29 protein-coding genes are annotated in these 26,329 nt (G+C 32.3%); 2 read left to right on the forward strand and 27 right to left on the reverse strand.

Annotated features, from left to right (window positions below; genetic code table 11):
• Positions 1–30: 30 nt before the first annotated feature.
• The gene (ribE, locus tag NIL_RS08705) at positions 31–639 is read left to right on the forward strand and encodes a riboflavin synthase (protein WP_187647388.1); all 609 of its coding nucleotides are present in this window, start codon (positions 31–33) and stop codon (positions 637–639) included.
• A 13-nt stretch (positions 640–652) separates the two neighbouring features.
• A complete protein-coding gene (gene thpR / locus NIL_RS08710; RefSeq protein WP_187647389.1) occupies positions 653–1,150 on the forward strand; it encodes an RNA 2',3'-cyclic phosphodiesterase in 498 nt (165 codons plus the stop codon).
• A gap of 62 nt (positions 1,151–1,212) precedes the next feature.
• Here the strand turns inward: thpR and amrA are convergent, their stop codons facing one another.
• From amrA to NIL_RS08845, 27 genes are all read right to left on the reverse strand, one after another.
• Positions 1,213–1,788 (reverse strand): AmmeMemoRadiSam system protein A, encoded by a 576-nt coding sequence (gene amrA, locus NIL_RS08715; RefSeq protein WP_187647390.1) that lies wholly within the window; start codon positions 1,786–1,788, stop codon positions 1,213–1,215.
• Entirely contained in the window at positions 1,781–3,595 is a 1,815-nt protein-coding gene (locus NIL_RS08720) for a GGDEF domain-containing protein (RefSeq protein ID WP_187647391.1), read from the reverse strand. The genes amrA and NIL_RS08720 overlap by 8 nt, the downstream gene beginning before the upstream one ends.
• On the reverse strand, positions 3,579–4,319 hold the full coding sequence (locus NIL_RS08725; RefSeq protein ID WP_187647392.1) for a tRNA (5-methylaminomethyl-2-thiouridine)(34)-methyltransferase MnmD: 741 nt from the start codon (positions 4,317–4,319) through the stop codon (positions 3,579–3,581). The genes NIL_RS08720 and NIL_RS08725 overlap by 17 nt, the downstream gene beginning before the upstream one ends.
• The gene (arsC, locus tag NIL_RS08730; protein WP_187647393.1) at positions 4,306–4,656 is read right to left on the reverse strand and encodes an arsenate reductase (glutaredoxin); all 351 of its coding nucleotides are present in this window, start codon (positions 4,654–4,656) and stop codon (positions 4,306–4,308) included. The genes NIL_RS08725 and arsC overlap by 14 nt, the downstream gene beginning before the upstream one ends.
• Positions 4,657–4,672: 16 nt before the next feature.
• A complete protein-coding gene (locus NIL_RS08735) occupies positions 4,673–4,969 on the reverse strand; it encodes a hypothetical protein (RefSeq protein WP_187647394.1) in 297 nt (98 codons plus the stop codon).
• Positions 4,970–4,987: 18 nt separating this feature from the next.
• Entirely contained in the window at positions 4,988–5,542 is a 555-nt protein-coding gene (luxS, locus tag NIL_RS08740; protein WP_187647395.1) for an S-ribosylhomocysteine lyase, read from the reverse strand.
• Between the two features lie 118 nt (positions 5,543–5,660).
• Complete coding sequence (locus NIL_RS08745) at positions 5,661–6,659, reverse strand: thiamine pyrophosphate-dependent enzyme (protein WP_187647396.1); 999 nt, start codon at positions 6,657–6,659, stop codon at positions 5,661–5,663.
• Between the two features lie 67 nt (positions 6,660–6,726).
• Positions 6,727–7,944: a 2-oxoacid:ferredoxin oxidoreductase subunit alpha gene (locus NIL_RS08750; protein WP_187647397.1), complete on the reverse strand. Its 1,218-nt coding sequence runs from the start codon at positions 7,942–7,944 to the stop codon at positions 6,727–6,729.
• A gap of 12 nt (positions 7,945–7,956) precedes the next feature.
• Positions 7,957–8,364, reverse strand: coding sequence for a 4Fe-4S dicluster-binding protein (locus tag NIL_RS08755; protein ID WP_187647398.1), 408 nt, complete (start codon positions 8,362–8,364; stop codon positions 7,957–7,959).
• A 10-nt stretch (positions 8,365–8,374) separates the two neighbouring features.
• The gene (locus NIL_RS08760; RefSeq protein WP_187647399.1) at positions 8,375–8,932 is read right to left on the reverse strand and encodes a pyruvate flavodoxin oxidoreductase subunit gamma; all 558 of its coding nucleotides are present in this window, start codon (positions 8,930–8,932) and stop codon (positions 8,375–8,377) included.
• A gap of 355 nt (positions 8,933–9,287) precedes the next feature.
• A complete protein-coding gene (locus NIL_RS08765) occupies positions 9,288–9,932 on the reverse strand; it encodes an HAD family hydrolase (protein WP_187647400.1) in 645 nt (214 codons plus the stop codon).
• Between the two features lie 74 nt (positions 9,933–10,006).
• On the reverse strand, positions 10,007–11,506 hold the full coding sequence (locus tag NIL_RS08770) for a peptide-binding protein (RefSeq protein ID WP_187647401.1): 1,500 nt from the start codon (positions 11,504–11,506) through the stop codon (positions 10,007–10,009).
• Positions 11,507–11,633: 127 nt separating this feature from the next.
• The gene (locus tag NIL_RS08775; RefSeq protein ID WP_197972076.1) at positions 11,634–12,035 is read right to left on the reverse strand and encodes a rhodanese-like domain-containing protein; all 402 of its coding nucleotides are present in this window, start codon (positions 12,033–12,035) and stop codon (positions 11,634–11,636) included.
• Between the two features lie 44 nt (positions 12,036–12,079).
• Complete coding sequence (gene rpsI, locus NIL_RS08780) at positions 12,080–12,469, reverse strand: 30S ribosomal protein S9 (protein WP_187647402.1); 390 nt, start codon at positions 12,467–12,469, stop codon at positions 12,080–12,082.
• A 1-nt stretch (position 12,470) separates the two neighbouring features.
• Positions 12,471–12,893: a 50S ribosomal protein L13 gene (gene rplM / locus NIL_RS08785; protein ID WP_187647403.1), complete on the reverse strand. Its 423-nt coding sequence runs from the start codon at positions 12,891–12,893 to the stop codon at positions 12,471–12,473.
• 80 nt (positions 12,894–12,973) lie between these two features.
• Positions 12,974–15,694, reverse strand: coding sequence for a RecB-like helicase (locus tag NIL_RS08790; RefSeq protein WP_187647404.1), 2,721 nt, complete (start codon positions 15,692–15,694; stop codon positions 12,974–12,976).
• Positions 15,695–15,709: 15 nt separating this feature from the next.
• Positions 15,710–18,049: a PD-(D/E)XK nuclease family protein gene (locus NIL_RS08795; RefSeq protein WP_187647405.1), complete on the reverse strand. Its 2,340-nt coding sequence runs from the start codon at positions 18,047–18,049 to the stop codon at positions 15,710–15,712.
• Complete coding sequence (locus NIL_RS08800) at positions 18,046–18,528, reverse strand: FixH family protein (protein WP_187647406.1); 483 nt, start codon at positions 18,526–18,528, stop codon at positions 18,046–18,048. The genes NIL_RS08795 and NIL_RS08800 overlap by 4 nt, the downstream gene beginning before the upstream one ends.
• Complete coding sequence (locus NIL_RS08805) at positions 18,515–19,129, reverse strand: TPM domain-containing protein (RefSeq protein WP_187647407.1); 615 nt, start codon at positions 19,127–19,129, stop codon at positions 18,515–18,517. Before NIL_RS08805 ends, NIL_RS08800 begins: the two co-directional genes overlap by 14 nt.
• A 111-nt stretch (positions 19,130–19,240) precedes the next feature.
• On the reverse strand, positions 19,241–19,504 hold the full coding sequence (locus NIL_RS08810; protein ID WP_187647408.1) for a DUF4006 family protein: 264 nt from the start codon (positions 19,502–19,504) through the stop codon (positions 19,241–19,243).
• A gap of 10 nt (positions 19,505–19,514) precedes the next feature.
• Entirely contained in the window at positions 19,515–20,366 is an 852-nt protein-coding gene (locus NIL_RS08815; protein WP_187647409.1) for a c-type cytochrome, read from the reverse strand.
• On the reverse strand, positions 20,363–20,584 hold the full coding sequence (locus tag NIL_RS08820; RefSeq protein ID WP_187647410.1) for a cytochrome c oxidase, cbb3-type, CcoQ subunit: 222 nt from the start codon (positions 20,582–20,584) through the stop codon (positions 20,363–20,365). The genes NIL_RS08815 and NIL_RS08820 overlap by 4 nt, the downstream gene beginning before the upstream one ends.
• A gap of 2 nt (positions 20,585–20,586) precedes the next feature.
• Entirely contained in the window at positions 20,587–21,270 is a 684-nt protein-coding gene (ccoO, locus tag NIL_RS08825) for a cytochrome-c oxidase, cbb3-type subunit II (protein WP_187647411.1), read from the reverse strand.
• 10 nt (positions 21,271–21,280) lie between these two features.
• Positions 21,281–22,744: a cytochrome-c oxidase, cbb3-type subunit I gene (gene ccoN / locus NIL_RS08830; RefSeq protein WP_187647412.1), complete on the reverse strand. Its 1,464-nt coding sequence runs from the start codon at positions 22,742–22,744 to the stop codon at positions 21,281–21,283.
• Between the two features lie 262 nt (positions 22,745–23,006).
• Positions 23,007–23,699: a response regulator transcription factor gene (locus tag NIL_RS08835; RefSeq protein ID WP_187647413.1), complete on the reverse strand. Its 693-nt coding sequence runs from the start codon at positions 23,697–23,699 to the stop codon at positions 23,007–23,009.
• A gap of 20 nt (positions 23,700–23,719) precedes the next feature.
• Complete coding sequence (locus NIL_RS08840; protein WP_187647414.1) at positions 23,720–25,402, reverse strand: hybrid sensor histidine kinase/response regulator; 1,683 nt, start codon at positions 25,400–25,402, stop codon at positions 23,720–23,722.
• A 136-nt stretch (positions 25,403–25,538) separates the two neighbouring features.
• The gene (locus tag NIL_RS08845; protein WP_187648630.1) at positions 25,539–26,246 is read right to left on the reverse strand and encodes a sulfite exporter TauE/SafE family protein; all 708 of its coding nucleotides are present in this window, start codon (positions 26,244–26,246) and stop codon (positions 25,539–25,541) included.
• Between the last annotated feature and the right edge of the window lie 83 nt (positions 26,247–26,329).

The following is a 26,329-nucleotide window of genomic DNA, read 5'->3' on the forward strand; positions in this document are numbered from 1 at the left end:
ATATAAAAATTATAAAATCAAGGATAAAATTTGTTTACTGGACTTATAAGAGAGATAGCTAAAATAGAGAGTTTCGATAAAAGATTTTTAAAACTTAAAGCTAAATATAAACCGGCTCTTGGTGACTCCATTGCTGTAAACGGATCGTGCCTTAGCGTTACAAAAATTTTTGAAAACGGATTTGAAGTGGAGTTGAGCGACGAAACGAGAAATATTGTAGCTTTGGAAAATTATAAAGAAAAAGTCCATATAGAACCTGCTATGAAACTGAGTGATAGAGTGGAAGGACATATAATCCAAGGGCATATCGATACGATTGGAACCATAACAAAAATAATCAAAAACATCAACTCTTTTGATTTTTATATAAATATACCAAAAGAGTATATTAAATTTGTTATTCCTAAAGGAAGTATTGCGGTTGATGGGGTTAGTTTAACCGTAAACGAAGTTTATGAAAACAGTTTCAGGCTTACGATAATACCGCTTACAATGAAAGAGACACTCTTTGGCAGTTATAAAATAGGTCGAAGAGTCAATATCGAAACAGATATGTTTGCAAGATATTTATATTATATCTTTAAAAAAGAGAAAAAACTCAGCTGGAATGATATAGATAGAATTCAGGCTCTTTTTTGATTGAAGGAGATGGATGAGACTTTTTTTGGGAACTTTTGCAAAGATTGATAATCTTGCCGCTATAAAAAGAGAGTTTGAAGATATAATTGAAGCCAAATGGGTTGAAGAAGAAAATATCCATCTAACATACCTTTTTTTAGGAGAGGTAGAGAATCCCAAAGATATTATCTTTAAACTAAAAAATATTCAGTACAAAAAAAAGAGTATTCAGATCAGGTCTCTTGGATATTTTGGAAGGCCGCCTAAAATTCTATATGCGAAAATAGAAGACAACGAGATAGAAGCTCTTTATAAAAATATTTGCAAAAGACTCGGTATAAAAATAGATAAAAAATATATTCCCCATATAACTCTAGCTAGAATAAAAAAGACAAAAAATATAAATAGATTTTTAACAAAAATTGAAGAATTTAAAAACCATAAACTCGGAAATATGCAATTAGAACTCTTTTTAATAAAGAGTGAACTTACACCCAAAGGACCTAAATACTTAGTTTTGGAGAAATTTTAATCAATGATACAGTAAAAAGCAAATGAGAGACTCTTAGACTCGTTTTTCAATAGAAAATGCTATCAAAAGTCCTCTTCACTAAACTTTTCCACATAATATACTAAAATCTCGGGATGAAGTTCCAAACAGTTTGGACGAAGTCCGGCTTTAATACAAAGATGTGCGAAAAACTGCTCAAAATCAGACAGTTCTTTCCAAACCTGTGGTAAAAAAGTAGCTTGATGGCTGCCATATTTTAAAACAACACCATCTCGCCCCGGCACTATTTTGGCTCTTAAATCTTCTATATCCGTATAAGCAAGAGGTTTAGGTTCACTTAAGATAGATATCTCTAAAGTAATCTTATCAAACTCTTCAGGAGTTAAAGGAGGAAATCTAGGATCAGAAAAAGCAGCAGCTTTAGCATTCTCAATAATATCTTCTATAAGAGTTCTATACGCAATTAGCGAACCTATACATCCTCTCAAACTTCCTCTCTCTTTTATAGTTACAAAAACTGCACCCAGTTTTGCTAAATCAGGAAACATTTCTAAAACTCTTTTTTTCACCTCATTATTCAGTTCTTTATGACCCAAAAACTCCTCTTTTATAGCTATTCTTGCTATATTTAAAAGAGTCCTTTTAAATCTTTCATCCATTTTGATCCTTTTGTATAATAATCTTGTCTCTTCCGCTTCTTTTAGCTTCATAAAGAAGTTTGTCAGCTCTTAGATATAGAGTTTTTACGCTATCATTTTTACTTAGTTTCGCAACACCTATACTGATTGTGATTTTTTCATCTATCAAATCGAAAGATTGTTTTGCAACTCTTTCTCTAATACGATTTAAAATCTTTTTTACACTCTCATATGAAAGCTCTTTAAATATTATAGCAAACTCCTCTCCTCCAATTCTAAAGACTGTATCTTTATTTCTAAGCGACTTTTCTATAACTTTTGCAACCTCTTTTAGGACATTATCGCCAACTTGATGACCAAACCTATCGTTAATCTTTTTAAAATAATCTATATCTAAAATAGCTAGCCATAAGTTTTTACCATCTTTTTTAGCAGACTCTATCTCAGCTTTTATCAGTTCATCAAAAAATCTTCTATTAAATAGTCCAGTTAAGCCGTCTGTAATGGCCATTTTTTTAAGTTGCATCTCATTAAGATACTCATTGGTTATATCAAAAAAAATTAAACTATATCTATTTTTGGAAACTTTGGAAACCTTTACAGAAAAAACATAAATTTTTTCTTTGTAAGATACTTTTACTCTAGAAGATTTATCTATATTTTCTATCAAAAACTCCGACCACTTTTTTCCTTGTCCAATATCTGGGTAAAAACCCTTCTCTTTGACAAAAAACTCGCAGATACATCTATGTCTTTTCAAAAAATCCTCTAAATTTTTAAAATCATGAAAATATTCAAAAAATCTTCTGTTGGCAAATTGCATACTTTCACCATCTGTAATAATAACAATCTCTTGCAAAGAATCAAGGATATTAAAATAGTATCTGTTTTGAGCTTTTATAGCCTTCTCTTTATCTTTTGTGTATAAATAGATAATTAAAAGAATAAAAATTGATACTGTTAAAAAAAGAAATGCTAAATGTTTGAAAATTTTATTTTTATAAAAAAATTGATTTAAATCTTTTGCTTTTTTAACAAATATTACCCATCCAACAATCTGATTTTTGAAATTTTTCAAAGGGATCTTTGAAATATAAAGATCTTCATACGCTAAATAGGAGTCTTTTTTGATAATTTTTTCTATTCCCACTTTTTCTATGAGCTTTAATAAATCTTTTTTTATTTCAAAATTTACAACATAATAATCATCAATAAACTTTTTTGTTAATGGATATAAAATCTTATTTTTATATTTTTTATCAGCGACGATTAGTGTTTCATACCCATACTTTTGTAAATTTTTAACGATAGAGTTGAAATGGCTTATAATCTCTATAAATCCTAAAAAACTATTTTGATCATAAATGGGTGCAATTGCATATATGGCCATAGTATATTTATTTATAGTGACAGTAGAGATAAATTCTGGATTGTTTAAAAGTGTCTTAAACTCTTCTCTATACTCTATCAAACTATCACCGCTTTTTTCAGACCAACTCCTATATATGATATTAGCTTTTTTATCAAGCAGTTCTAGCCAAATATTTTGATACTTTGTGTATTCCCTATATAGTTTTGGAAGATTTTCAACATTGCTCAAAAACTCTTTTTTTCCGTAGAAAATCTCATTTATATGTGAATTTTTGGATAATGTTATGCTTATAGCCAAAGTACTATTGAGTTTATTCTCTATCTCATTTTCTATCTCTATTTTGGCTCTATTAAAAGACTGAGTAAGTAGTGTATGCCAAAAAGATATATAGTTAATATAGCCAAAAAACGAAAAAATAAGAAAAATTACAAATATTATACTATATTTTCTTAGCATCTCTATCTCTAAGCGCCTTAGAGCTGCTTCTTTTCTTTTTTGTCTTCATATCAATCTCTTTTAGAGGCAACTCTTTTCTTGAAGCAACTGTTTGCTTCTTTATGCCCTCTATTTCTCTTTCAAAAACTCTAAAGCCGCTCTCATAAAGTGCAAGTCTTACCGAAGCGGCAATCGAATATGTTGTTATTATACCTTCGTCATTCATTATACGTGATATATCTTTAAAATACTCTACAGTCCATAAAAGAGGATTTTTTTTAGGACTAAAAGGGTCTTGATAAAGTATATCTATCTGTTTATCTATCTTTTTTATTACTTCTCTTGCATCACCTATTTTTATCTCTATTTTAATCTTTTCATCTTCATAAAACAGGTTATTTAATATAGAGTTGATCACATTTTTTAGCGGATCAAACTCTTTTGGATAATCAAAACTTTTTAAGTTTCTAATTAGATTTTCATCGAATTCTGGAGAAATTATGCGTATTTTCTTATCAATTTTATTTTTTTTCAAATAGTAGAGTGTTGTTAGAGTATTATAACCTAATCCAAAGCAGATATCTAAAATAGTGAGTTCATCTTTTTTTGCAGCATATAAAAAAGCGGGCTCCACATGTTTTTTTAAAGATTCGCTGAGTGCTCCATCATTTACATTGTGGTAGCACTCATCAAATTCTTCACTATAAAGAGTATAAGTTTCATCTTTCGTTTTAACTCTTTTCATCTACCAATTCTTTAAATCTATCTACAGGTCTTCCCAAGATAGCTTTTTCGCCTTTTATCAATATAGGTCTTTCTATTAGTTTTGGATGTTCGCACATAGCTTTTAAAATAGTATCTTCATTGGCATTATTTAATCCCAGTTCTTTAAAAAGCTTCTCTTTTTTTCTTACAAGCTCACTAGGCTTCATACCCAATTTTTTAAGCACATCTTTTAACTCTTCACATGAAGGCGGCTTGTTTATATACTTTCTAACTTCTACATCCAATCCTTCCAAAAATTTTAAACCATCTCTACTTTTTGAACATCTAGGATTATGCCATAAGATATATTTTGCCATTTCTCCCCTCCTATTTTTATGCCAACTCATCCAATTCCGCAAACATTATCGCTTCCAAAATATCTTCTATATACATATTTTTTCTAGCCAAAAGTGCCCTTGCGCCAAGCTCAAAAACCTCTTCTAAATCTTCGTTTCTATCATTTACTACTATATAATCAAATATTTCGTTAGAAAAACTTTTTTTAAATTCGCTATTTTTAACTTTAGCGCCATCTGCCAATTTTAAAAAAACAAAATAGTTTGCATCAGCTATTGATGTTATTTTTCCCTCTTCCATATCATTCAAATCAACAGGTATTACTACTAACATCTCCTCCCCCTTTATATATCAATTTTGACCTATTACCTTAACCTCTTGGGGTCTAACATCGCATCTATGTTTATCTATACTTTCCAGATCCAATACCAACTCTTCGTTATTTATAATGGATATTCCATTATTAACTACATACATTGCAACTTTTTGTGCTTCGTTAAGTGAATGCATATAACAGCTTCCACACTGATAAATATTAAGTTCTGGAATATCTTTTATATCTTTCAAAGATAAAATATCTCTCATACTTTTTTCCCAAGATGCAGCCACATCTAATTCACTTGGTTTACCAATAACGCTCATATAAAAGCCCGTTCTGCAACCCATAGGAGAGATATCTATAATCTCAACATCCTCGCTATTTAAATGTTCTCTCATAAATCCGGCAAAAAGATGCTCTAGTGTATGTATCCCTTTTTCACTTATTATCTCTTTGTTAGGTCTGCAAAATCTAAGATCAAATACTCTTATATCATCACCTTTTGGTGTTTTCATATCTTTTGCAACTCTAACTGCAGGTGCAATCATCTTGGTATGATCTACCGTAAAACTCTCTAACAGCGGCATTTTCATCCTTATTGATATAAATTTTAGATATTTTAGCATAATTTTAGGATAAGAGTGAGGTGTGAGTGTGGGTGTGGGTATGAGACTAAAAAGGCAAATCGCCTAAGCGATTTTGCCTTTATACTCCAGCCTCTTCTCTTCTTTGAAGATGTTCCCACTTAGTGTCAACAGCTTTTTGCCATAAATCTATAATATGTCTGTTTTCAGGTTTAAAAAGATGTTTAAATCTAGGCTGAGCAGCAAGATACTCTTCTACAGGAATTTTGTTTTTAGGTCTATATGTGATATTTAGTTTTGTATTGTAAATTATGCCATGCTCATCTCTTTCGTTAATGATCTCATATAGCGGCCATACACAACTTTCCACTCCAAGATCACTTACCTCTATGGTATCTTCAGGAGCATGCTTCCACTCTGTTGTACATGCACTTTGAGCGTTGATATAAACAGGCCCGTTAACTTCAAAACCTTTTTGAACTTTTTTAACCAAATCTTTCCATTTAGAAGGACTCACTTGAGCTACATAAGGGGCTCCATGATCAGACATAATCTCTACCATAGACTTTTTCATCATTTTTTCGCCGTAACTTACCGTTCCTGCAGGACTAGTAGTAGTACTTGCTCCTATAGGAGTTGAAGAGCTTCTTTGTCCTCCTGTATTTGCATAAACCTCGTTATCAAGACATACATACATAAAGTTGTGACCTCTCTCAAAAGCACCGCTTAAAGACTGAAAACCAATATCATAAGTACCACCATCCCCTGCAAAAGCGACAAATTTCGGTTCACGTCCCTCTTCTAACATTTTTTTAGTTGCTTCTGGAAGTCTTCCTTTTCTTTTTAATACTTCATAAGCAGCCTGAGCCGTAGCTATGGCAACGGCAGCATTCTCAAACCCAATATGTATCCAGCTAACATCCCAAGAAGTTTTTGGATACACTGCTGTACAAACCTCCAAACATCCAGTAGCCGTTGCTACTATAACAGGATCGTTTGTAGCATTTAATACTTCTCTAACTATGATATTATGAGAACATCCGGGACACATTAAGTTTGCGCCCTCATATCTATCGTTCGATAGAGAAAACTCTTTTAAGTTTTTTATTTTTTTAGTCATCTTTTTTCTCCTTCAAAAATTGTGAGGACAGTACCAAATGCAACTTTTTTCGCCTCTAGTCCATCACTCAATAAAAGCTTAGTTTAGGTCCTCTTAGTCCTATAAATTGTTGAAGCGGATATTTTCTTTCACCCGCTTTTGCACACTCGTCAAGTTGTCTATAAATATCAACTAAATGATCAATAGTGGTATCTCTACCTCCAAGCCCATATATATAATTAAGTATAACTGGGCTCTTTCCAGCAGCAAGCATAGCCGCGCTTATTTCATTAAAGAGTGCTCCAAACGTTCCTCCTGGTGCACTTCTATCCATAGCAGCAACAGCTTTTATGTTTGAAAGAGCCTTTTGAACCTCTTCAAACGGGAATGGTCTTAAAACCCTAAGACTTACTACTCCGGCTTTAATACCTTCTTCTCTCATCTTATCAGCAGCCACTTGAGCACTCTCTACCGTAGTTCCAAGAGCAAATATAGCTATATCAGCATCATCCATTTTATATTTATACACAAAATCATACTCACGTCCCGTCAAATCTTTAAATTCGTCAAAAACTCTCTTAATAACTTTTTTTGAGTTCATTAAATCGTTATGCTGTCTCGCTTTATGCTCAAAATGCCAATCTTCTTCTGTCTGTACTCCGTGAGTTACGGGATTGGAAACGTCTAACATACTATTTACAGGCTTATAATCTCCAACAAACTCTGTAGCAACCTCATCTTGCAAAGGTCTTACATTTTGGGCAGTATGAGAACACAAAAAGCCATCTTGATGAACCATTACCGGAAGTCTTACATCCAAATCTTCTCCGATTTTAAAAGCCATTAAAGTAAGATCATAAGCTTCTTGAGGATTGTATGAACAAAGATTTATCCATCCCGCATCACGTCCAAGATACATATCGGAATGATCACCGTTAACATTTAAGGGTGCTGCAAGAGCTCTATTTACTACGGTTAATACTATAGGTAGTCTCATACCGCTTGCTTGATACAAAACTTCAACCATCAATGCAAAACCTTGAGAACTTGTAGCAGTTGCCGCTCTTGCTCCTGCAGCACTAGCTGCAACACAACCACTCATCGCAGAGTGCTCGCTCTCAACCATAATAAAATCGCCATCAACATATCCGTCTGCTAAAAATTGTGAATAGTTTTGTACTATTGGAGTCGATGGAGTAATAGGATATGCCGCTACAACATCTACTTGAGCTTGTCTCAGCGCTTGAGCGGCAGCCATATTACCGTCCCAAACCTCCACTTCGTTTAACTCATACTTTTTTGCCATTGTCTATTCCTTTTACTTTTTCTTTTCTTCTTTAGAAGGCCACTTTGATAGTGCCTCATCATTATCCATATGTTCAGGATACATCAGTAGTGATTTAGGGTTTGTAGGACAAACTTCAACACAGATACCACATCCCTTACAGTGATCATAAATCACGCCTATCATCTTTTTGTCTCTGCTCAAAATCGACATATCTGGACAAAATACCCAACAAAACTGGCAATCTATACAATAGTCTCTATTGAAAACCGGTTTTTCAACCCTCCAATCACCTACACTATACTCATGAGAGTTAGTAGGCGCATATGGTCTTTCATCCATAGGAACTTCAGCAATATCTTCAACCGGCTCAGTAAATGAAAAAAGTGCAGCGCCGGGAATTAATTCATTCCATCCTAAATCTTTAATATCTTTAGCCATCTTTTATCCTTTACTTAACTTCGTTATAGGCTCTCTCGATTGCAGCCATATTAGCATCGATAATTTTTTGAGGAAATTTTGACAATACTTTTTTCATAGCATCTTGGAAATATTCAAGCTCGAACATTCCAGATACTTTCATCAAAGCTCCCAACATTGGAGTATTTGGGATAGCCCTTCCTATAGTATCTAAAGATATCTGCATACAATCAACTACATATACCTCTTTACCTTTTAGTTTTGGTTGAGCATTTATAAGCTCCTCTTTTGAAAGATGTGTAGTGATGATATATTTGGTATCCTCTTTTTCGTTGGCAGTTATATCGGCGGTATAAGTAAGACCAGGGTCTATTACTAACACATAATCCGGTCTCATAAATTTTTCATGATTTAATATAGGTTTATCATCAACCCTATTATACGCCGTCATGGCTGCACCCCTTTTTGCCGAACCGTAGAAAGCGAAAGCTTGTACAAATTTTCCGGTATTAGCAACAACGTCCGCTAAACCTTTTGCTCCGGTAACGGCCCCTTGTCCTGCACGGCTATGCCATCTAATTTCTAACATTTCATCTCCCTCTCAAATACTTATATAGTTTGTTGCTTAATTGTAATCATTTTGTTCTTAAATAAGGCTTTATTATTTTAGGAATAAGCATTGATAAAATTCCATTCAAAAGTTTTTAACATTATATCAATATAATTCTCCAAAAATTAAAATTTAAAGAAAGCTTTTTAAAAAGGTACGTGGTCGGTATAAGTAGAGTATATAAAACTGAAGTTTGAATGAAAAAAATCTACTTATTAGTTTCCAATAACGTTTATTAAAGCTCTAGTACTGCGCGTTTAACAACACCTTCACTCTACGATATATATGTGTAAAATTTAGTAATTTTTCAATCTTTCTATTTTTTAGAACCATATTATTTTCCTATTTTTTTTATAATATTTACGGCTTCCAAACTATCTTTTTTTATAAACTCACTACATCTTTGTAAAGTTTTAAAATATCCATATCCTGAAAGCACTGCAACACCTTTAATACCCGCTCTTTGAGCCGAGTCTATATCCAAACATGTATCTCCTATCATCCATGTATGATCTTTATTGGCATTTAGTTTATGCAAAGCTTTTAAAATAGGCTCCGGATGGGGTTTAGGATAAATTACATCTTCTCTTCCTATTAAACATTCAAAAAATTTCATAACACCAAAATGCTTCAAAAGCTCTTTAGAATATAGTCCGGTTTTAGTGGTAACCACACCCAAAACAGCAAATTTACTAGCCTCTTTTATTGCCTCTTTGGCATTTGGTAAAAGTACGGTTTTTTCTTTTGAGACAGTCCTATAGTTTTCTTTATAGGCATCAACGAACTCTTTAATATTTTCTTTGATTCCAAGATGTAAAAACATAAAATCAAGCGGGTGACCTATAAGCTTTAAAATCTCCTTTTTTTCGGGCGTTTTTAAGCCAAACTTTTTAAAAGCGAAATCAAAACTTTCCAAAATAGCTTCTGTTGAGTCTATTAAAGTACCATCTAAATCAAATAAAATAGTAATCTTTTTCAAAAATCCCCCTTAAATTAAAAAAACTGAAATATTTATAAATATATATTATGATTTTGTTATATTTTATTTATTATTTATGGTTTAACCCAATCTATCTCATTATGGAAAATTCCTATTATTGAAGGCTCTATTGGTCGTATCTTTTTATTTACAGCCGTTATAGAGTTTGGGATATACAAAAATAGATAAGGGAGATCGTTTGCTATTAAAGCAAAGATCTTCTTGTAAATTTTAGAGAGCTTTTTTCTATCTACCGTGATTTCTGCTTTTTCTATCAAAGAGTCAACCTCTTCGTTATGATATCCGACAAGATTGAAACCACCCGGTTTATCGGATTTACTGTGCCACAGAGGATAGGCATCTGGAGTTAGTCCGAGGCTCCATCCCAATAAAATTGTTTCAAAATTCCTAGGATGAACCACAGTATTTAAAAAGGCTTGCCACTCCATTGCCTTAATCTTAACTTTTACACCAATTTTGCTAAGCTGATACTGTATAATTTGAGCGGCATAAAGTCTTATTGAATTGTTGGAGTTGGTTGCTATCTCAAACTCTAAAGGGTTATCTTCATCATACCCGGCCTCTTTTAAAAGCTCTTTAGCTCTTTTAAGATTCGGTTTTGGAGGTTTTATCTTATCATTAAAAGCAAAAGTACCAGGCAAAAAAGGTCCCGTACAGACTCTAGCGTGTGAAAAAAACAAAATATCGGCCAGTTCTTTTCTATCTATTGCCAGACTCAAAGCCTCTCTAACTCTTTTATCTTGAAATTTTTTATTTCTAAGATTAAACCCTAAATAAGTGTATCCATGAGATATCTGTTCAATTATTTTATAATAATCGTTGAAATCTTTATCTATCTGTCTTTCATACTGTAAAGGAGAAAGCGAACCAACATCCAGTTTTTTGGATTTTAACATTAAAAACTGAGTGGATGGGTCTGGTATAAAATGGTAGATTATCTTATCAATATTAGGTTTATGCTCAAAATAGTTTTCGTTTGCAACTAAAACTATATCCTTAGATACGGAAAAATTTTCAAGCTTGTAAGGCCCCGTGCCAATAGGCCTTTGGTTAAATTTACTTGTCATTAGATCTTTTTCATTTTTTAAAATATGCTCTGGAAGAATTCCCGTCATCCAAGTTTCTAAAGCTTTAAAATAAGGTTTTTTATAGATAACTTTCACTGTTTTATCATCTAAAATCTCCACATCTTTTACAAAACGAAATTCGCTAGCATACGGGGTAAACACTTTGGGGGACGTTATGGTTTTATAGGTAAAGAGTACATCTTTGGCACCAAATTTTTTACCGTCATGCCAATATACATCATCTCTTAGCCTAAAAATCAAAGTGGTATCGTCTAAAAACTCAAAACTTTTTGCCAATTCTCCTACAATTTTACCGTTTTTGTCATATTTAACTAAAGAATTAAAAATCCATCCAGCAATCTCTCCGCTGGCACTATCGGTAGCTAAAATAGGGTTTATTCTGCTTGGACTTGCACTGATTGAGAGATGGAGAGTTGAGGAAAAAAGTGAAAGTGTAAATATTAATAAAAGTGTAACTTTTTTCATTAAGAATCCTAATTTAGGAATTAGGAATTGGAATTAAGAATTTAATAAATTAGTTAAAATGGCTTAGTGATTGAGTAATTAAAAAAATTAAACTTTGCCAATACACAAATATACTAATTCCTAATTCCTAATGCCTAACCACCGGTTTATGCTCTCTCAACCACGCGTATATACCGCCTTTGAGATGCATAGCATTTTTGTAGCCAAGCTGATTTGACAAAAAGTCGCCAACTACTTTTGTTCTGCTGCCGGTTCTACAAACAAGAATAAACTTCGTATCTTTCGTAGGAACATATTTTGAAAATTCGTTCATAAACTTCTCTACATTATATCTTCCATATATATCAAAGAAAGTTATTAATTTACTACCTTTGATAATTCCCGTCTGTTTCCATTCAGGCTCAGTTCTGATATCGATGATAACAACGCCCTCTTGTTGAAGCCTTTCAACGTCCTTGGGAGTAAGTTCGATAAGTCCGGCCATTAAGTATCCTGAAAATAAAAGTAGTAGCAGTAAAAACCTTTTCATATAAAGCGCCTTTGAAAAGAAGTCGGGCAAAAGCCCGAAAAATATTATCTTTTTGAGAACTGAGGAGATCTTCTTGCTTTGTGTTTTCCGTATTTCTTTCTCTCTACAACTCTTGAGTCTCTTGTAAGCAAGCCTTGAGGCTTTAGTACCGCTCTTAAACTCTCATCAAAAGCTACCAATGCTTTAGAGATTCCGTGTTTTAATGCATCGGCTTGTGCAGAATATCCACCGCCAAGCGTTTGAGCAACTATATCAACACTTCCCTCTGTTTTTGTCAAAACCAAAGGAAGTTTTACTCTTTTTTTGATAGCCTCATGACCGCCTAGCCACTCATCTAGACTCATTCCATTTACTACTATCTTTCCGCTTCCGCTACTAAGCCATACTTTTGCTACAGCTGTCTTTCTTTTACCGGTTGCATATACTTTAGCCATATTATGATCCCTTTACTTGAGCTGTATGCGGATGTTCGCTTCCAGCATACACTTTTAGTTTTTTAAGCATTTTTCTTCCAAGTTTTGTTTTAGGAAGCATTCCTCTCGTAGCGAGTTTAAATAATTTCTCCGGATTCTTTTTCAATAATTCTTCAAGCTTTTCGCTTTTTACACCGCCGAAGTATCCGGTGTGTCTATAATACTGTTTATTTTGCAGCTTGTTTCCGCTAACGTTTACTTTAGAAGCGTTGATAACAACAACATAATCACCACAATCAACATGCGGAGTATAATAAGGCTTATGCTTGCCTCTTAACTTCGTAGCTATTTCGGTAATAACTCTACCGAATGTTTTTCCTTCTGCATCTATAACGATCCAGTCTCTCTTAACCTCTTCAGGTTTAACAACTTTTGTAAATTTCATTTTCCCAAACCTTTTATAGCTTTTTGGTGAGTGAGATGATACTCATTTTTTTATTAAAAATAGCTTAATTTTAGGTTTCTTTAAACTTTTACCATCTCTATTTTCTCTTCCAAAAGATAACATACATAACCTATAGTCTCATTGTTTGTAATCTTTTTCACCGCTTCAACATACTCTAAAACCTGTTTTTTATGTTTATAACTATCCTCTTTTGAACTTTTATAATCTATAACTATATTTGCATCTTTACCTAAAAGTAAAAGATCAATCTGCTTTAGTTCTTGATTGAAAGAGATAGGCTGTTCCTTACAAATCTCTTTTGATGAGAGCAGGTTTGTAAACTCACTTTTTTCTAAAAGCATTCTCACTCTTTTTTCTATATCGGCTATTTTTTCTTCTTTTAGATAAAATCCAAACCTGTTTTTAACGCATACCATTGCATCATTTAGAGTTTTTAAATCATTAAAATCTATCATTTCTAGGGCATAATGAAGGGCATTCCCAAATATTATGGCTTCTGAAAAATAGTCTTGATCATTTTTTGTCTTTATATTTTGCAGTCCGTAAAATCTCTCTTGAAAATCAATCTCAACATTTTTAATATCACTTTTCTTAACTCTTACAGAACTTAATTCACCTCTCTTAGTCTCGCTCAAATGTAAAAAATCAAAAGCGCTTCTTTGTTGTTTTTTTAAAATTATCAAAGAGTTTCTTGCTCTTGTAAAAGCGACATACATTGCATTTAACTCATCTTCTTGCGAGAGCCTTTTCTCTTTTTCCAATGCATTTTTATAGTTTTCATCCACAAACTCTCTTCCTTTTTTCCTGTAATAGACTCTTTTGCAACCAATCTTGTCCATATCGAAAATCAAGGAAGAAAATGTTGAGGGCTTTCTTGAAAGTCTATCACATAAAATTACATGTTTAAACTCCAAGCCTTTGGATTTATGTACCGTTAAAATTTTTATACCATCTTTAGTACTTGATGTAACTTTCTCATCTACTCTTTCAAGATCAAAAAGAAACTCTCCCAAAGTTTTGTAATTGCGCAAGATTTCTATAAATTTGAGTACATTTTCATTTTTAATGCCTATATCAAAATCTTTAAGCACTTTTTGTATAAGTAACGCTAAATCATTCATAATAGGCTTATAAAGTTCCAAATCAATTTTTGTATCTATATCTTTTGAAATAGCAGCCAAAAAGTTGGCTTTGAATATCTCCTCTTCGAAATAGAGATATTTCATAAATTCTATCAACAATATTATCTCTTTTTGATTTACTAATTTTGAACTACTCTCCGTCACTACTTTGATATCTTTAATCTGTTCTTTTAAAGCGCTTTCTATCTCTAAAATCTCATCATTTTTAAAACACAAAATCGCAATATCTTCATAAGATATACCTTTTTGTGTCAACATTTTAACGCTATTTACACACTCTTTTAATACTTCATCGCTACTTTTTACCTCAACATATCCCTCATTTTTACTGTTGGCTTTCTGTTTCGTAAAATATCCAAAATATTGTTTATATAAAGGCTCGAAAATCTCATTTATAAAATCCACAATAGCTCTATCGCTTCTAAAATTTGTATCCATAGGTACTATCTTAACATCGAATTTCCTAGCAACATAATTAAAAAGCTCTTTATAACCCCCTCTAAATCTATATATCGACTGTTTTATATCTCCTACATAAAAAAAAGTTCTTCCCTCTTTTTGTCCCTCTCCTGCACAAATCTCTTCTATAATTGGCTCTAAAAGTCTATATTGGATTAAAGAAGTATCTTGAAATTCATCTATCAAAAGATGCTCTATCTTAGAATCTAGCCGAAAATATAAAAATTGATTGTCAATTTTCTCTTTTAGTATATGGTATGTAAAATTTTGGATGTCACTGAAACTGAGTCTGTTAGTCTCTCTTTTTATCAATATATTAGTCTTTTTATACAAAAGATATAGTTCAAAAAGAGTATCTAAAAAGATAGCTTCTTTAGCATTTAAATATGTTTTTAGCCCAATTTTGAGTTCATTAAAAAATATGTCACAACTCTCTTTATAACACTTTTTAAAATATCTATAATCTTTCAGACTCTTTTTTTCAAGCCACCCTTTTTTCAATATCTCATCGATATCTTCCGCCTCAACTGCACTTAAAGCCGTTTTTGAAGCCTCTGGACAGCTTTGGATAAAATCTTTGATTTTTGCAAAAACTCTCATAATCTCTATTTCTAAAGATGTAATGTCCCTTTTTACAAAATCAAAACTCTCATCTATAAATTTTTCGTAAAGAGCTTCAAAAAGAGAAAAGATATCTTTTAACTTTTTATCTTCCATAAAGGACAGTATTACAACTTTTTCACTCTTTTTTTGCAAATATGTAAAATATAAAAATCTATAAATAATCTCGCTTTTGTCATCTTGAGAGATTATAAAATCTGGTATCAAACCTGCATACATTGCAAATTTACGCAAAATAGATACGAAAAAACTATCAATTGTGGTTATCTTTATATCCGAAGAGAGAAATTTTTTATAGACTAAAGGCTGTTTTTTTAAAATCTCCTCATACGTAAGAGATGTATTTTGAGATATAAACTCAAGTTCATGGGAGTCTTTAAGATTTTTGAGTCTATCTTGGATTCTGACCCTCATCTCATTAGCAGCTTTATTGGTAAATGTAAGGGCCAAAATCCTATCTGGCTTAGCTCCCATAAATAGAAGGCTAAGGTATCTTACAACCAAAGCAAATGTCTTTCCAGTACCTGCACTTGCCTCATATGCTAAAAGCCTCTCCATAACCCGCCTTACAAACTACATTCTGTTGCAGATAATCTTATAAGGACAATATCTGCAATATTTCAAATCATCACATTTTTTAAAATCAACTCTTTTTTCTCTAAGCTCATTTAAAGTTTCTCTTAGAAGTTCAATTTTTTCCTCTAAAAACTGCTCCTTTACCATTTTTGCGCTATTTAAATCATAATAATAGAGTCCTTCAATTTCTCCTATATCTTTTATAAGCAGATAATAAAATATCAATTGAAAATCTTTTAGATTTTCTAAACTCTTTTTTGTGGGAGATTCTACTTTTGAGCTTTTATAATCAATAACCTGATAATATTTTCCGTTATGATCTACTCTATCTATTTTACCTTCTAGTTTAAAGCCCTCAAACTCTGTGTATTTTCTTTTTTCTCTCTCAAAAACATAATACCCTTCATTAAATCTTTTAACCTCATTTTCAAAAAAAGGTTCAAGTTTTTTGATCCATATATCGATATCAAGTCTAAGATAAAGATTATTCGATTCTAAAATAGAGTAAACACTCCTTTTGAATTCTTTTTTTAACTCTTCTACACTAAAATATCTATCTTTTTTATCATATACACTTTTTAGACTTTCATGCAAAATATTGCCGGCTTCGTTATTTTTTGGAAGTATTGACGGCATAGGAAAATCTTTTAAGCCTTTTATATATTTGTAATAAAATCTTCTTGGGCATTCCAAAAAGTCTTTAAGTTTTGTTGATGATATAAACTCTTCTGAAAAATCGTAATCTATAACTATATCTCTGTCTTCAAAAAAGTTAGTTTCTTTAAAATCGAGTAAAATCTTGTTTAAACTTTTTCCTTCATATCTCTCTTTTTCCAAAAAATCCAACTCTTCTAAAAATCTACTTTTTGAGTCGATTTCATTCTCCACATAAGAGACAGCCGCAAATTTTGCTTTTCTAAACAACTCATAATAGTAATATTTTTGTAGATTTTCTCTATCTTTTTTAGTAGGCAAAGAGGCTTTTTTTCTCAAAACAGAGTCCAAAAAAAGATCCTTCTCGCTAGGTTTTGGAACTAATCCTTCGTTAAAATCCGGCACTATTACGGCTTCAAAATCCACTCCCCTAGTTTCTAAAAGCCCTAAAACCGTTATCTTGCCCCCTTTTGTATCATCTAGTTTTTTCTCTCTTAATCTGTTTATAAAGATGTGTAAAATCTTTTTGAGAGAGTAATCTTTCAAATATGGATATAAAAAGGAAAAATCCTCCAGCTCCTCTTTTAATATTTTAGTCTCATCTTTTCTTGCAAACAGTAAAAAATCTTCAATCAATAGCCTAAATTCTTCAAAAGATAGCGTTCTATTGCTTCTTTCTTTCCATTTTTCTACTATATCTTCAAGTCCAAATTTTTTAATCTCATACTCTGTTTCTATATTTGATATCTTCAAAGACTCTTCAAAAATGCTCAAAGCTTTAAAAACTTCGCTTTTCGAAAAGTCAAATCCCATAGCAAAGTTTAAATTATTCAAAGTATCAAATAGATCCAAATACTCTTTAAAAGACTCATCTGGCAAAATTATTGCTATATTTTCAGGTTCTATTCCACTTTTTATAAACTCATCTATCTTTTTTTTCACATATGCCACTTGAGATATTCTATTTAGAAAAGATATATATCTTCCTTTACACCTATTTTTGAGTTGTTCAACTTTTTTGTAACTTTTTTCAGAAATGTTCAGCCTATATAGGTAGCCATCTTCCAACTTAAAATCATACTTTTCAAACCTTTGAGTCATTTTTTTGTTATATTTATTGCATTTGTACTCTATAACTATCTCAGTTATTTTAGATGCCTTTTCCAAAATCTCCAACTCAAAATTTGTTAAAAATCCCTCTAATTTTATTGTTACGCTTTCAAAACCTTTCAAATAGTTTTCATTGAGTATATATTCCTTTGGCAGGGTTATATTGTCAAAATAGCCGTGTTTGTCTAACAGTTTTTCATATCTTTTTTTCAAAAATTCCAAAATCTCAATATGTTCACTATATTCGGCATAAATGTCCGCCTCTTTTAAAAGATCAAATTTGACCCTCTCGTTTTCTAGTTCTTCAAAAAATCTAAAAAAATAGCTGCTGTTTTTTATAAATCTAAAAAACTCATCATCAATATGCAACTTTTTAAAATCTTTAAAATCGGCAGCTTTTTTTAAAAGAATAAGTCTCGTATCATCATTTGCATACACTTTTGAAGGCACTATTACTGCTCTTGTTTCAAAATCATCAATCGTAGTCAATTTTGGAAGAAATGATTCGTTTTGAAGAAGTTTTTCTCGCTCTTTTCTTAATGCTCTTGAAGTCGGAAAAACGTAGAGTTTCATTCTAAGGTAGAAAGTTTAAAAGTTTTAAATCCCTCCGCATCGCCAACTTTTGCTTTAACTACCAAATTCCATCTTCCTTCTTTATCAAGAATTACATTTGCTATATATCCATTTTTTTCATATTTAGGCTCAAATTTTTTATCAAATCTAGTAGTATCTGGTCTTGTTAAAAGAATTTTTATCTCACCGTCTTTAACCACATTCCCTTCTTTATCTTTTAAAAGCAATACAATTTCATTTTCTCCGTAACTTATTTTAGGAGATAAAAGAACTATTTCATATTTTCTATCAAAAATCTGCTGTTTTTTAAGAATTTCATTGATGTCTTCGTTAACAGCGTGATAGTTAAGCATGTAACTATTATCTAGTTCAACCGGATTATCAATGGCCGCTTTAATAGTCCAAACTCCAAGTATGGCAGCAAAGATAACTAAACCGACGATAAAATGTGGCCAATAATTTTTTTCACTTTTTTGCATCTTTTTTAAATCTCCCCATTATAAATCTAATTGCAAATAAAACGATTATTCCGTAGAAAAGTATTTTTAATATATCAAATACTATTCTATTTTGATTACCTAGGGCAGAATCAAGTTTAACATTGTAAGAGTTAGCCACCTGTTCTACAATATCTGCATAACCGTTTAAAAGAGCCGCTTCAATATTTGCTTTTGGATCTTTTGTCTTTGCCGTTAAAAGCGGCAATATTGTACCTCTCCAGGGCCATGGACTTAAAATTTGCTCCTTATCGTATCTATTATCTAACTCTTTAGAGTTAATAATATCAATCTTTTTATCATTTACAGCTATAGTAAGCAAAATAAAAGGCTTATTTAAGCTTTTGCTTAAACTTTTTTCATACTGTTGTATATCGATACCGTTTAAATCTTTAACCGCAGCTATATAAACGCTAACTCCGGTTTTTTCTTGCAGCTCTTTTCCCATCTCATCTATTTTGTCGACTGTTTTTTGGGGCAGTAGATCATCATTTTTTATAACAAATGAGGCAAATATATTAGTAGTAAAAAGTAGCAGAAGAAAAATTGGGGCAACAAGCCCCAAATTGTTAGTTTTAAGCATTAACCAACATACGCATGAAAAGGAGTTGCTACTGCCCAAAGCGTTATGATAGCCGAACCTAACAATAAAAAACCGATTATCGCTTCTAATTTATCAACCATTACGGCCTCCTTACTTCTCTACAAACTGATATTTGTGCATTTTATCACCGCCTACAGGAGTTCCATGCACAATTACTTGTGTCTCATTTTCTAGATCCGAACCAAACATTTTAATAGCTTGAGGATTTTTAATCTCATAACTTTGATGAGCCGTAGCCTGCTGTGTTTTTATTGCGGCCGTCACTAAAAACGCTAAAATCGAAAGAAGTAAAGCTACAGCTATAAAATAGCCGGTCAATCCGTGTAAACTCCATAGTGATCTATTTTCATTCATACCACTCTCCTTATTCGCTCAATGAGCGGATATATGTCGCAACAGCTTTTTGCTGTACCGCTGTAAGCATTCCTTTAAAACTCGGCATTGTACCAATTACTGATTGTTTACCATGCTCAAGAACAGCTTGAATTATTTTATCATCATACTCTTTTAGATTTGGAGACATGCCATCCATTCCAGTTCCGTCAGGACCATGACAGCTTGCGCAAGCATTTGCATAAACTTCAGCACCTTTTTGGTTTCCTTTTAAACCGTTTGCAACATATTCTGCAACCGCTTCAGCATCTGCACCGCTTACAAGTCCAGGAGGCATTTCACCCATTGGATAGCCAAATTTTCCTTGTCCGTCCATCGCATTATCACCGAGCGCAGCAGAACCTTTTTCTATAACAGCAAGAACACTCTCTTTAAGAAGTCTTTTGGTTAAATCCTGCGCTTTTCCTTCGATTCCTGTCGCATCTATACCGTGACATGGAGAACACTGTACAAGATAAACTCCTTCGCCCATACCTAAAAGATCTTCTTTAGTCGGATTGCTCCATTTGCTCTCAAATCTTGCATTATGGGCAGCCACTTCCTCGTTATACTCGCCGATTTGAGAATAAGCGTTCAATGGATATCCAGCTAGCCAGTACCATATACCCCAGATAATTGTACCTATAAACGCTAAAGACCAACCTATAGGAGAATTGTTTTTATATTCTCCTATGCCGTCCCAATTTTCCTCTTTTAACTCTCCTTCGGATTTACCTTCTTTAATATCTTTAAAATATTTAGCTGAAATTCCGATCGTTAAGATCAAAATAGCAGCAGCACCTAACAAGGCCAACTGGTTTACATTATCGTTTAGCCAATTCATTTACCGCTCCTTTTTTCTTTTGCATCTTCATTTTCATCCAATGGCTCCACAGGAGGGGAAGTAAGCTCGTCATCTAGAGCCATCTTCCCATATTTTTCATAATCCCGCTCACCCTTCTTTTCACTTCTATAAAGATGAACAATATATCCGTATAATACAAAGGTTAAAAAAAGTATGAAAAAAAAGTAAAGATAACCTTGTATCTCTCTTATTTCCATTATTACTTCAACCTATTAAGATATGCTATAAGTGCTACAATTTCAGGAATTTTACCCTCTTTAACCATATTTACCAAATCTTCTCTTTTAGTCTCTTGCGCGATTTTCAATGCATATTTCAACGCTCTCTCTTTAGCCTCTTCGTAACTTCCAAGTGGTACATCAACTTGACCGTCACCATCTATATCAACATCATAAGGAACATTAAAAACTTTTTTTACAGTTAAAGCTTCCGCATATGCAGTCTCTAAGTCAGTAACATTTGTAAACATATGTTTGTAAGCCGGCATAATTGAACCAGGAACTACACTTGTTGGATCCCACATATGGTTTGCATGCCAATCGCTTGTTCTATAATTACCGACTCTGTGAAGATCTGGACCAGTTCTTTTTGAACCCCAAAGAAACGGTCTATCATAAGCGTATTCACCACTTAATGAATACATTCCGTATCTATCTGTTTCAGACTTAAACGGCCTAATCAATTGAGAGTGACATGCATTACAACTATCTTTAATATAAACATGTCTTCCGGCTAACTCTAAAACACTATAAGGCTTAGTACCTACAACCGGACGAGAAGCTTGCGCAAAGTCGGGAACAATTTCGATTAGCCCTGCAAAAGCTATTACTACGAAAACACCGACTGCAAAGAAAAACGGATTTCTTTCTAACCATCCAAACATTTACGCCTCCTTATGCTGCCATCGGTGAAGCAAATTGAGGTTCTTTCTCAATTTGTCTTGCCGCTGTCATAGTTTTATAGAAGTTATAAGCCCACATAAACAGACCTATGAAATACATTAAGCCACCTATAGCTCTTAATGTATAGTATGGATGAAGAACAGTAACTGTATCGATAAAAGAGTAAGCTAGGTTACCATACTGGTCAACAGCTCTCCACATCATACCTTGTGTAATCCCCGCTATCCACATGCTTGAGAAGTATAAAACTATACCTGTTGTTTGTAGCCAGAATTGTGCCTCAAGAAGTTTTTTGCTATAAATTTCTCTTTTATAAAATCTTGGAGCCATATGCATAATAGCGGCGATGATCATAAATCCAACCCATCCAAGAGTTCCATCATGAACGTGTCCAGGAATCCAGTCTGTGAAATGTGCAAGAGCATTAACAGATTTAATAGACTGAATAGGACCTTCTAGGGTTGAGAGCATATAGAATGTTGAAGCAAGAACCATAAATTTAATTAATGGGCTATCTTTTAATTGTCCCCACTCACCTTTCATAGTTAAAAGCATGTTAAGCGCGCTACCCCACGAAGGCAAAATCAAAATTACCGAGAAAATTGAACCCATTGTCTGCATCCAATCTGGTACCGTAGAGTAGATTAGGTGGTGACCGCCAGCCCAAAGATAAACAAACATTAATCCCCAGAAAGATAGCAATGATAGTTTATATGAATAAACAGGTTGTCCAGACTCTTTTGGCAAGAAGTAGTAGATCATAGCAATAATAGGTACAGTAAAAACAAACGCAACTGCATTGTGACCAAACCACCACTGAACAAGAGCATCATTACTTCCAGCATACATAGAGACCGAGTGAAGAGGATCGCCCATTCCAGTTACTAAGTATGTCGGAACCTCCATATTGTTGAAAAGATAAAGCATTGCAACACCTAGAAAAGTTGCTATAAAGTACCACATAGAGATATAAAGTGTCTTTTCTCTTCTAAGTCCTATAAGACCGAATATTCCGATTCCCCATATAACCCATATTAAAACAACCAATATATCAAGCGGCCATTCAAACTGAGCATACTCTTTTGATGTTGTTACTCTAAAAAGTAGAGATACAACAGCTAAAAGTGCCGTTATAAAATACAACCAAAAGTGAACTTTAGCAAGTCCGCTTAAAAACGGAGACTCTTTAAGCGAAACTTTAAGTACTCTTTGACCAATATAGTACCATGTTGCCCAAATACCACTTAGTGTAAACCCATAAGCAACAACATTTGTATGAATAGGTCTAAGTCTGCTAAATAGACTGTATTGACCAAAAATGTAGTTTAACTCAGGGAAAGCTAACTGAAATGCAATCAAAACACCTACACCCATCCCTAATATACCGAACAAAATGGCAAGGTAGCTAAACCACTTTGCAACGGTATAATCATACTCAATTGCAGGATTTTGCATGAAAACCTCCTATAAAATTTGTCACGATTTTGACATTTTCCAACAAAAAAGAATTATAATAGATGTAAGTTGTTATAAACCTTAAATATCAAAAAAAATTTTTTATAAAACTTTCATAAGTAATTTTTAAGAAGGTTTGAGTAGATTTAACACATTTAACTAATATTAATTTAGTTGATTACAAAAACATCTGAATAACAATTCAAAAACCAAAGGCGTAATCGATCTGCATTTATCTATCATTTATTTTTCTTAAAAAAACCTAATTGTCTTTTATTAATTTATATCCAATTCCAGGAAAGTTTTTAATCATCTCTTTAGAAGTTTTTTGTCTTACCCTTTTAACTAATGCTCTAAGCGCAGCTTCAGTAAAAATTTCATCTCTCCATATAACGCTTTCTATCTCTTCTATAGTTACCACTCTATCTCTATTTTTAACAAGAAGTTCTAAAAATTTTAGCTCTTTTCTTGTTAATGTTATTGATTCGCCTTCTTTCGTATAAACTCCTCTTTTTCTAAGATCATAATAGAGTTCATCATTAAGTTTTACTATTTTATCTTTTTGAAGATGCTCTTTTGCTATTTCACATATAACATTTAAAAGTTTATCGGGAGTAAAAGGTTTAACAAGATATTTATTAACACCTACATCTATAGCGCGAAACAGTCTCTCTTTTTCACTATATGCAGTTAAAAGTATAACCGGAGTCCCTTTAGAGATTTTTTTGATTGATTTTGCAAGAGTCATACCGTCCATTTTCGGCATTTCGATATCGGTAACCACAATATCAAATTTAATTTCTTTAAATTTTCTGAACCCTTCTTCGCCATCTTTAGCTGTTATGAATCTTTTAAAATCATCTTTTAAAACATCTTTTAACATCTCTCTAATATCTTCTTCATCTTCTACATATAAAATACTTAAATCCATCAAAATCTCTTTACAACTATTCATAAATATATCTCCTTATCTATTTACTCTTTTATAGGTAATTTTATAGTAAACTTTGCACCATTTTCAAAGTTTTCAACTTCTAATCTTCCATGCATACTCTGTTCAATAATCATCTTTGACATATAAAGCCCTAAGCCGGTTCCTTGAGAACTGTGCTTAGTAGTAAAGTATGGTTCAAATATTTTATCTAAAATAGACTCTTTTATTCCACCGCCGTTGTCAATAACCTCTATGAAGGCTTTATCAGACTCTTCCTCAAAAACTTTTTTTATATTAATTACTATCTTTTTATCAAAAAATCTATTTTGATTTAATGCATCTTTGGCATTGTTGATAAGATTTATTAAAACTTGAGAAAATTCATTTTTATAACCTATTACATCTAAATCATCATATTTATTAACTTTTATCTCTATATTACTTCTTTTTAGACTTCCTTCTACTATAGAGATGCTATGTTTAATAGTCTCATATATATTGAAAATCTCTTTTTTTTTATCAGGTCTAAAAAAGTTTTGAAAATCAACAATAGTTTGAGACATTCTATCGAGAATAGATATTCCTTTATTGTATATCTCTTCTATTTTTTCTTTATCTATACCATTTTCTATAGATTCTCGTTTTATTTTATAAAAAAGGATTCCTAATTCCATCAACGGCTGTCTCCATTGATGTGCTATATTTCCAAGCATCTCTCCTAAAGAGGCAAGACGGGCTTGTTGAAACATCATTCTATCTTTTTGCCTATTTTTTTCTACCTCTTTTTCAATTCTCTTTTCTAAAGTCAAATTCAATTCTCTAAGTTTTTTAGTCTGTTCTTCAACTCTACGTTCTAGATTTTTATTTAAAGCTTCTAACTCTTTCTCTTTTTTCTGTAATTTTTCTTGAAGCAATATACTCTTTGTCACATCATATCTGATAGCCACAAACTCAACAATTTTACCATTCCAATCAACTATTGGTATAACAGTAGTATTCACATAAAAAGTACTGCCGTTTTTAGCTCTGTTTTTAACAGTTCCTTTCCATATCTTTTTACTTAAAATCGTTTTCCAAAATCTCTCAAAAACCTCTTTCGGAACATCTGGATGTCTTACAATGTTATGATTTTGTCCTATTAGCTCTTCTTTAGAATATCCTGATATATTACAAAACTCTTCATTTACATATGTTATGATCCCGTTAATATCTGTTTTAGAAACTATATTTGAACTATCGATAGCATTTTTGTATTGATGAAGCATAAAGATGTTATACTCTTTCGCTTTTTCCAAAAAAAGTTTTGTTTCAATCCCATCCAACGCTTTTCTTAACTCTTCTTCCTTTATCGGCTTAATTAAAAATTTTTCAACTCCTAAATTTATAGACTCCAAAAGACATTCTGGATTTTTTTCTCCGGTTATGATTACAGGGATAGAACTTTTAATATTTTTAATCTCTTTAATCATAGCTATCCCGTCAAGTTTTGGCATTTTAGTATCTGTAACGATAATATCTGGATTATACTTTTTAAATAGTTCTAAACCATCTATTCCATTGTTTGCTATATATACTTCCTTACCATAAAATTTCAGTATTGGCAAAACTCTTTTTTGATCAAGAAGAGAGTTTTCTACATATAAAATAGTAAAGCTTTTGAGGGGAAGATTTTTAATCTTTATCTTTCCAATATTTTTATAGTTGTAATTATTATCAAATCTCATTGTCTGCTCTTTAATCAAAAATATTTAGAATTGGAAACTGGGAAAATATTTTTTTTAAATAGAAATTGAATGTTAATCTATCTTATAACAATACAAAATAAGTTAGATAAGTTTTATAAAACATAATTCCTAATTCCTAATGACAAGTGTGTATCGATGCATTTGGATCAAAAATGAACCAGTAGCCTTTATACAATATATATATACCATAAAGAACAATCACAACCGAAGCAATTTTAACCATTGCAACTCTAAACTGAGAACTTTTTAAAAATCCGGCAACCGTTCCAAGTCCGAACATTACGGGAACAGTAGAGAGACCAAAAATAAGCATTACTACCGCACCCCAAAAAACACTAGCGGTTGCCGCGGCACTTGCAGCAAAAAAATAGACTAACCCGCAAGGTAAAAAACCATTTAACATGCCTAAAAAGAAAAAACTAGGTAATGTTTTTGAGTGAATTAACTTTGAAAAAAGATTCTTAAAAAAGCCATATTTTGCCAAAGAGACCTCAATAGAGGTTAAAAATTTTAAATTACCCGATAAAGAGATTCCCATCAAAATCATAAAAATACCTATTATTACATATAAAATGCCTTGTGTAGTAGTAGAAATAAGAAGTATACCACCTAAAAAACCAAAAAACGCTCCAATAATCATATATGATATGATTCTTCCAAAATTGTAGACTATGTGAGCTAAATACTGTTTAGTTCTATCAATAGATGGATCAATCTTTGCAGCCGTATAAGCTATCACAAAACCACCGCACATTCCAATACAATGTCCAAGACTACCTAAAAACGCTACAGTTACAATACTTAAAATATCGATAGTTTCTATTGATTATCCTTTATTTTGAGGATGAAGGTAGAAGGTAGAAGGCATATATTATTTAATTCATCCTTCTCCCTTCGCCCTATTAA

Source organism: Nitrosophilus labii (assembly GCF_014466985.1).
In the GTDB taxonomy this organism is placed as follows: Bacteria; Campylobacterota; Campylobacteria; order Campylobacterales; family Nitratiruptoraceae; genus Nitrosophilus_A; species Nitrosophilus_A labii.

Coding starts and splice junctions, on each gene's coding strand:
- NIL_RS08810 (WP_187647408.1), bottom strand. CDS start 19,504: ATGAATGAAAATAGATCACTATGGAGTTTACACGGATTGACCGGCTAT.
- NIL_RS08820 (WP_187647410.1), bottom strand. CDS start 20,584: ATGGAAATAAGAGAGATACAAGGTTATCTTTACTTTTTTTTCATACTT.
- NIL_RS08775 (WP_197972076.1), bottom strand. CDS start 12,035: ATGAAAAGGTTTTTACTGCTACTACTTTTATTTTCAGGATACTTAATG.
- NIL_RS08760 (WP_187647399.1), bottom strand. CDS start 8,932: ATGTTAGAAATTAGATGGCATAGCCGTGCAGGACAAGGGGCCGTTACC.
- NIL_RS08735 (WP_187647394.1), bottom strand. CDS start 4,969: ATGTTAGTAGTAATACCTGTTGATTTGAATGATATGGAAGAGGGAAAA.
- rpsI (WP_187647402.1), bottom strand. CDS start 12,469: ATGGCTAAAGTATATGCAACCGGTAAAAGAAAGACAGCTGTAGCAAAA.
- NIL_RS08755 (WP_187647398.1), bottom strand. CDS start 8,364: ATGGCTAAAGATATTAAAGATTTAGGATGGAATGAATTAATTCCCGGC.
- NIL_RS08835 (WP_187647413.1), bottom strand. CDS start 23,699: ATGAATAGTTGTAAAGAGATTTTGATGGATTTAAGTATTTTATATGTA.
- ccoN (WP_187647412.1), bottom strand. CDS start 22,744: ATGCAAAATCCTGCAATTGAGTATGATTATACCGTTGCAAAGTGGTTT.
- rplM (WP_187647403.1), bottom strand. CDS start 12,893: ATGAAATTTACAAAAGTTGTTAAACCTGAAGAGGTTAAGAGAGACTGG.
- NIL_RS08750 (WP_187647397.1), bottom strand. CDS start 7,944: ATGGCAAAAAAGTATGAGTTAAACGAAGTGGAGGTTTGGGACGGTAAT.
- NIL_RS08800 (WP_187647406.1), bottom strand. CDS start 18,528: ATGCAAAAAAGTGAAAAAAATTATTGGCCACATTTTATCGTCGGTTTA.
- NIL_RS08805 (WP_187647407.1), bottom strand. CDS start 19,129: ATGCTTAAAACTAACAATTTGGGGCTTGTTGCCCCAATTTTTCTTCTG.
- NIL_RS08745 (WP_187647396.1), bottom strand. CDS start 6,659: ATGACTAAAAAAATAAAAAACTTAAAAGAGTTTTCTCTATCGAACGAT.
- NIL_RS08720 (WP_187647391.1), bottom strand. CDS start 3,595: ATGCTAAGAAAATATAGTATAATATTTGTAATTTTTCTTATTTTTTCG.
- NIL_RS08815 (WP_187647409.1), bottom strand. CDS start 20,366: ATGAATTGGCTAAACGATAATGTAAACCAGTTGGCCTTGTTAGGTGCT.
- NIL_RS08770 (WP_187647401.1), bottom strand. CDS start 11,506: ATGAAAAAAGTTACACTTTTATTAATATTTACACTTTCACTTTTTTCC.
- NIL_RS08790 (WP_187647404.1), bottom strand. CDS start 15,694: ATGGAGAGGCTTTTAGCATATGAGGCAAGTGCAGGTACTGGAAAGACA.
- NIL_RS08725 (WP_187647392.1), bottom strand. CDS start 4,319: ATGAAAAGAGTTAAAACGAAAGATGAAACTTATACTCTTTATAGTGAA.
- arsC (WP_187647393.1), bottom strand. CDS start 4,656: ATGGCAAAATATATCTTATGGCATAATCCTAGATGTTCAAAAAGTAGA.
- NIL_RS08840 (WP_187647414.1), bottom strand. CDS start 25,402: ATGAGATTTGATAATAATTACAACTATAAAAATATTGGAAAGATAAAG.
- luxS (WP_187647395.1), bottom strand. CDS start 5,542: ATGCCGCTGTTAGAGAGTTTTACGGTAGATCATACCAAGATGATTGCA.
- amrA (WP_187647390.1), bottom strand. CDS start 1,788: ATGGATGAAAGATTTAAAAGGACTCTTTTAAATATAGCAAGAATAGCT.
- thpR (WP_187647389.1), top strand. CDS start 653: ATGAGACTTTTTTTGGGAACTTTTGCAAAGATTGATAATCTTGCCGCT.
- ccoO (WP_187647411.1), bottom strand. CDS start 21,270: ATGTTTGGATGGTTAGAAAGAAATCCGTTTTTCTTTGCAGTCGGTGTT.
- NIL_RS08795 (WP_187647405.1), bottom strand. CDS start 18,049: ATGAAACTCTACGTTTTTCCGACTTCAAGAGCATTAAGAAAAGAGCGA.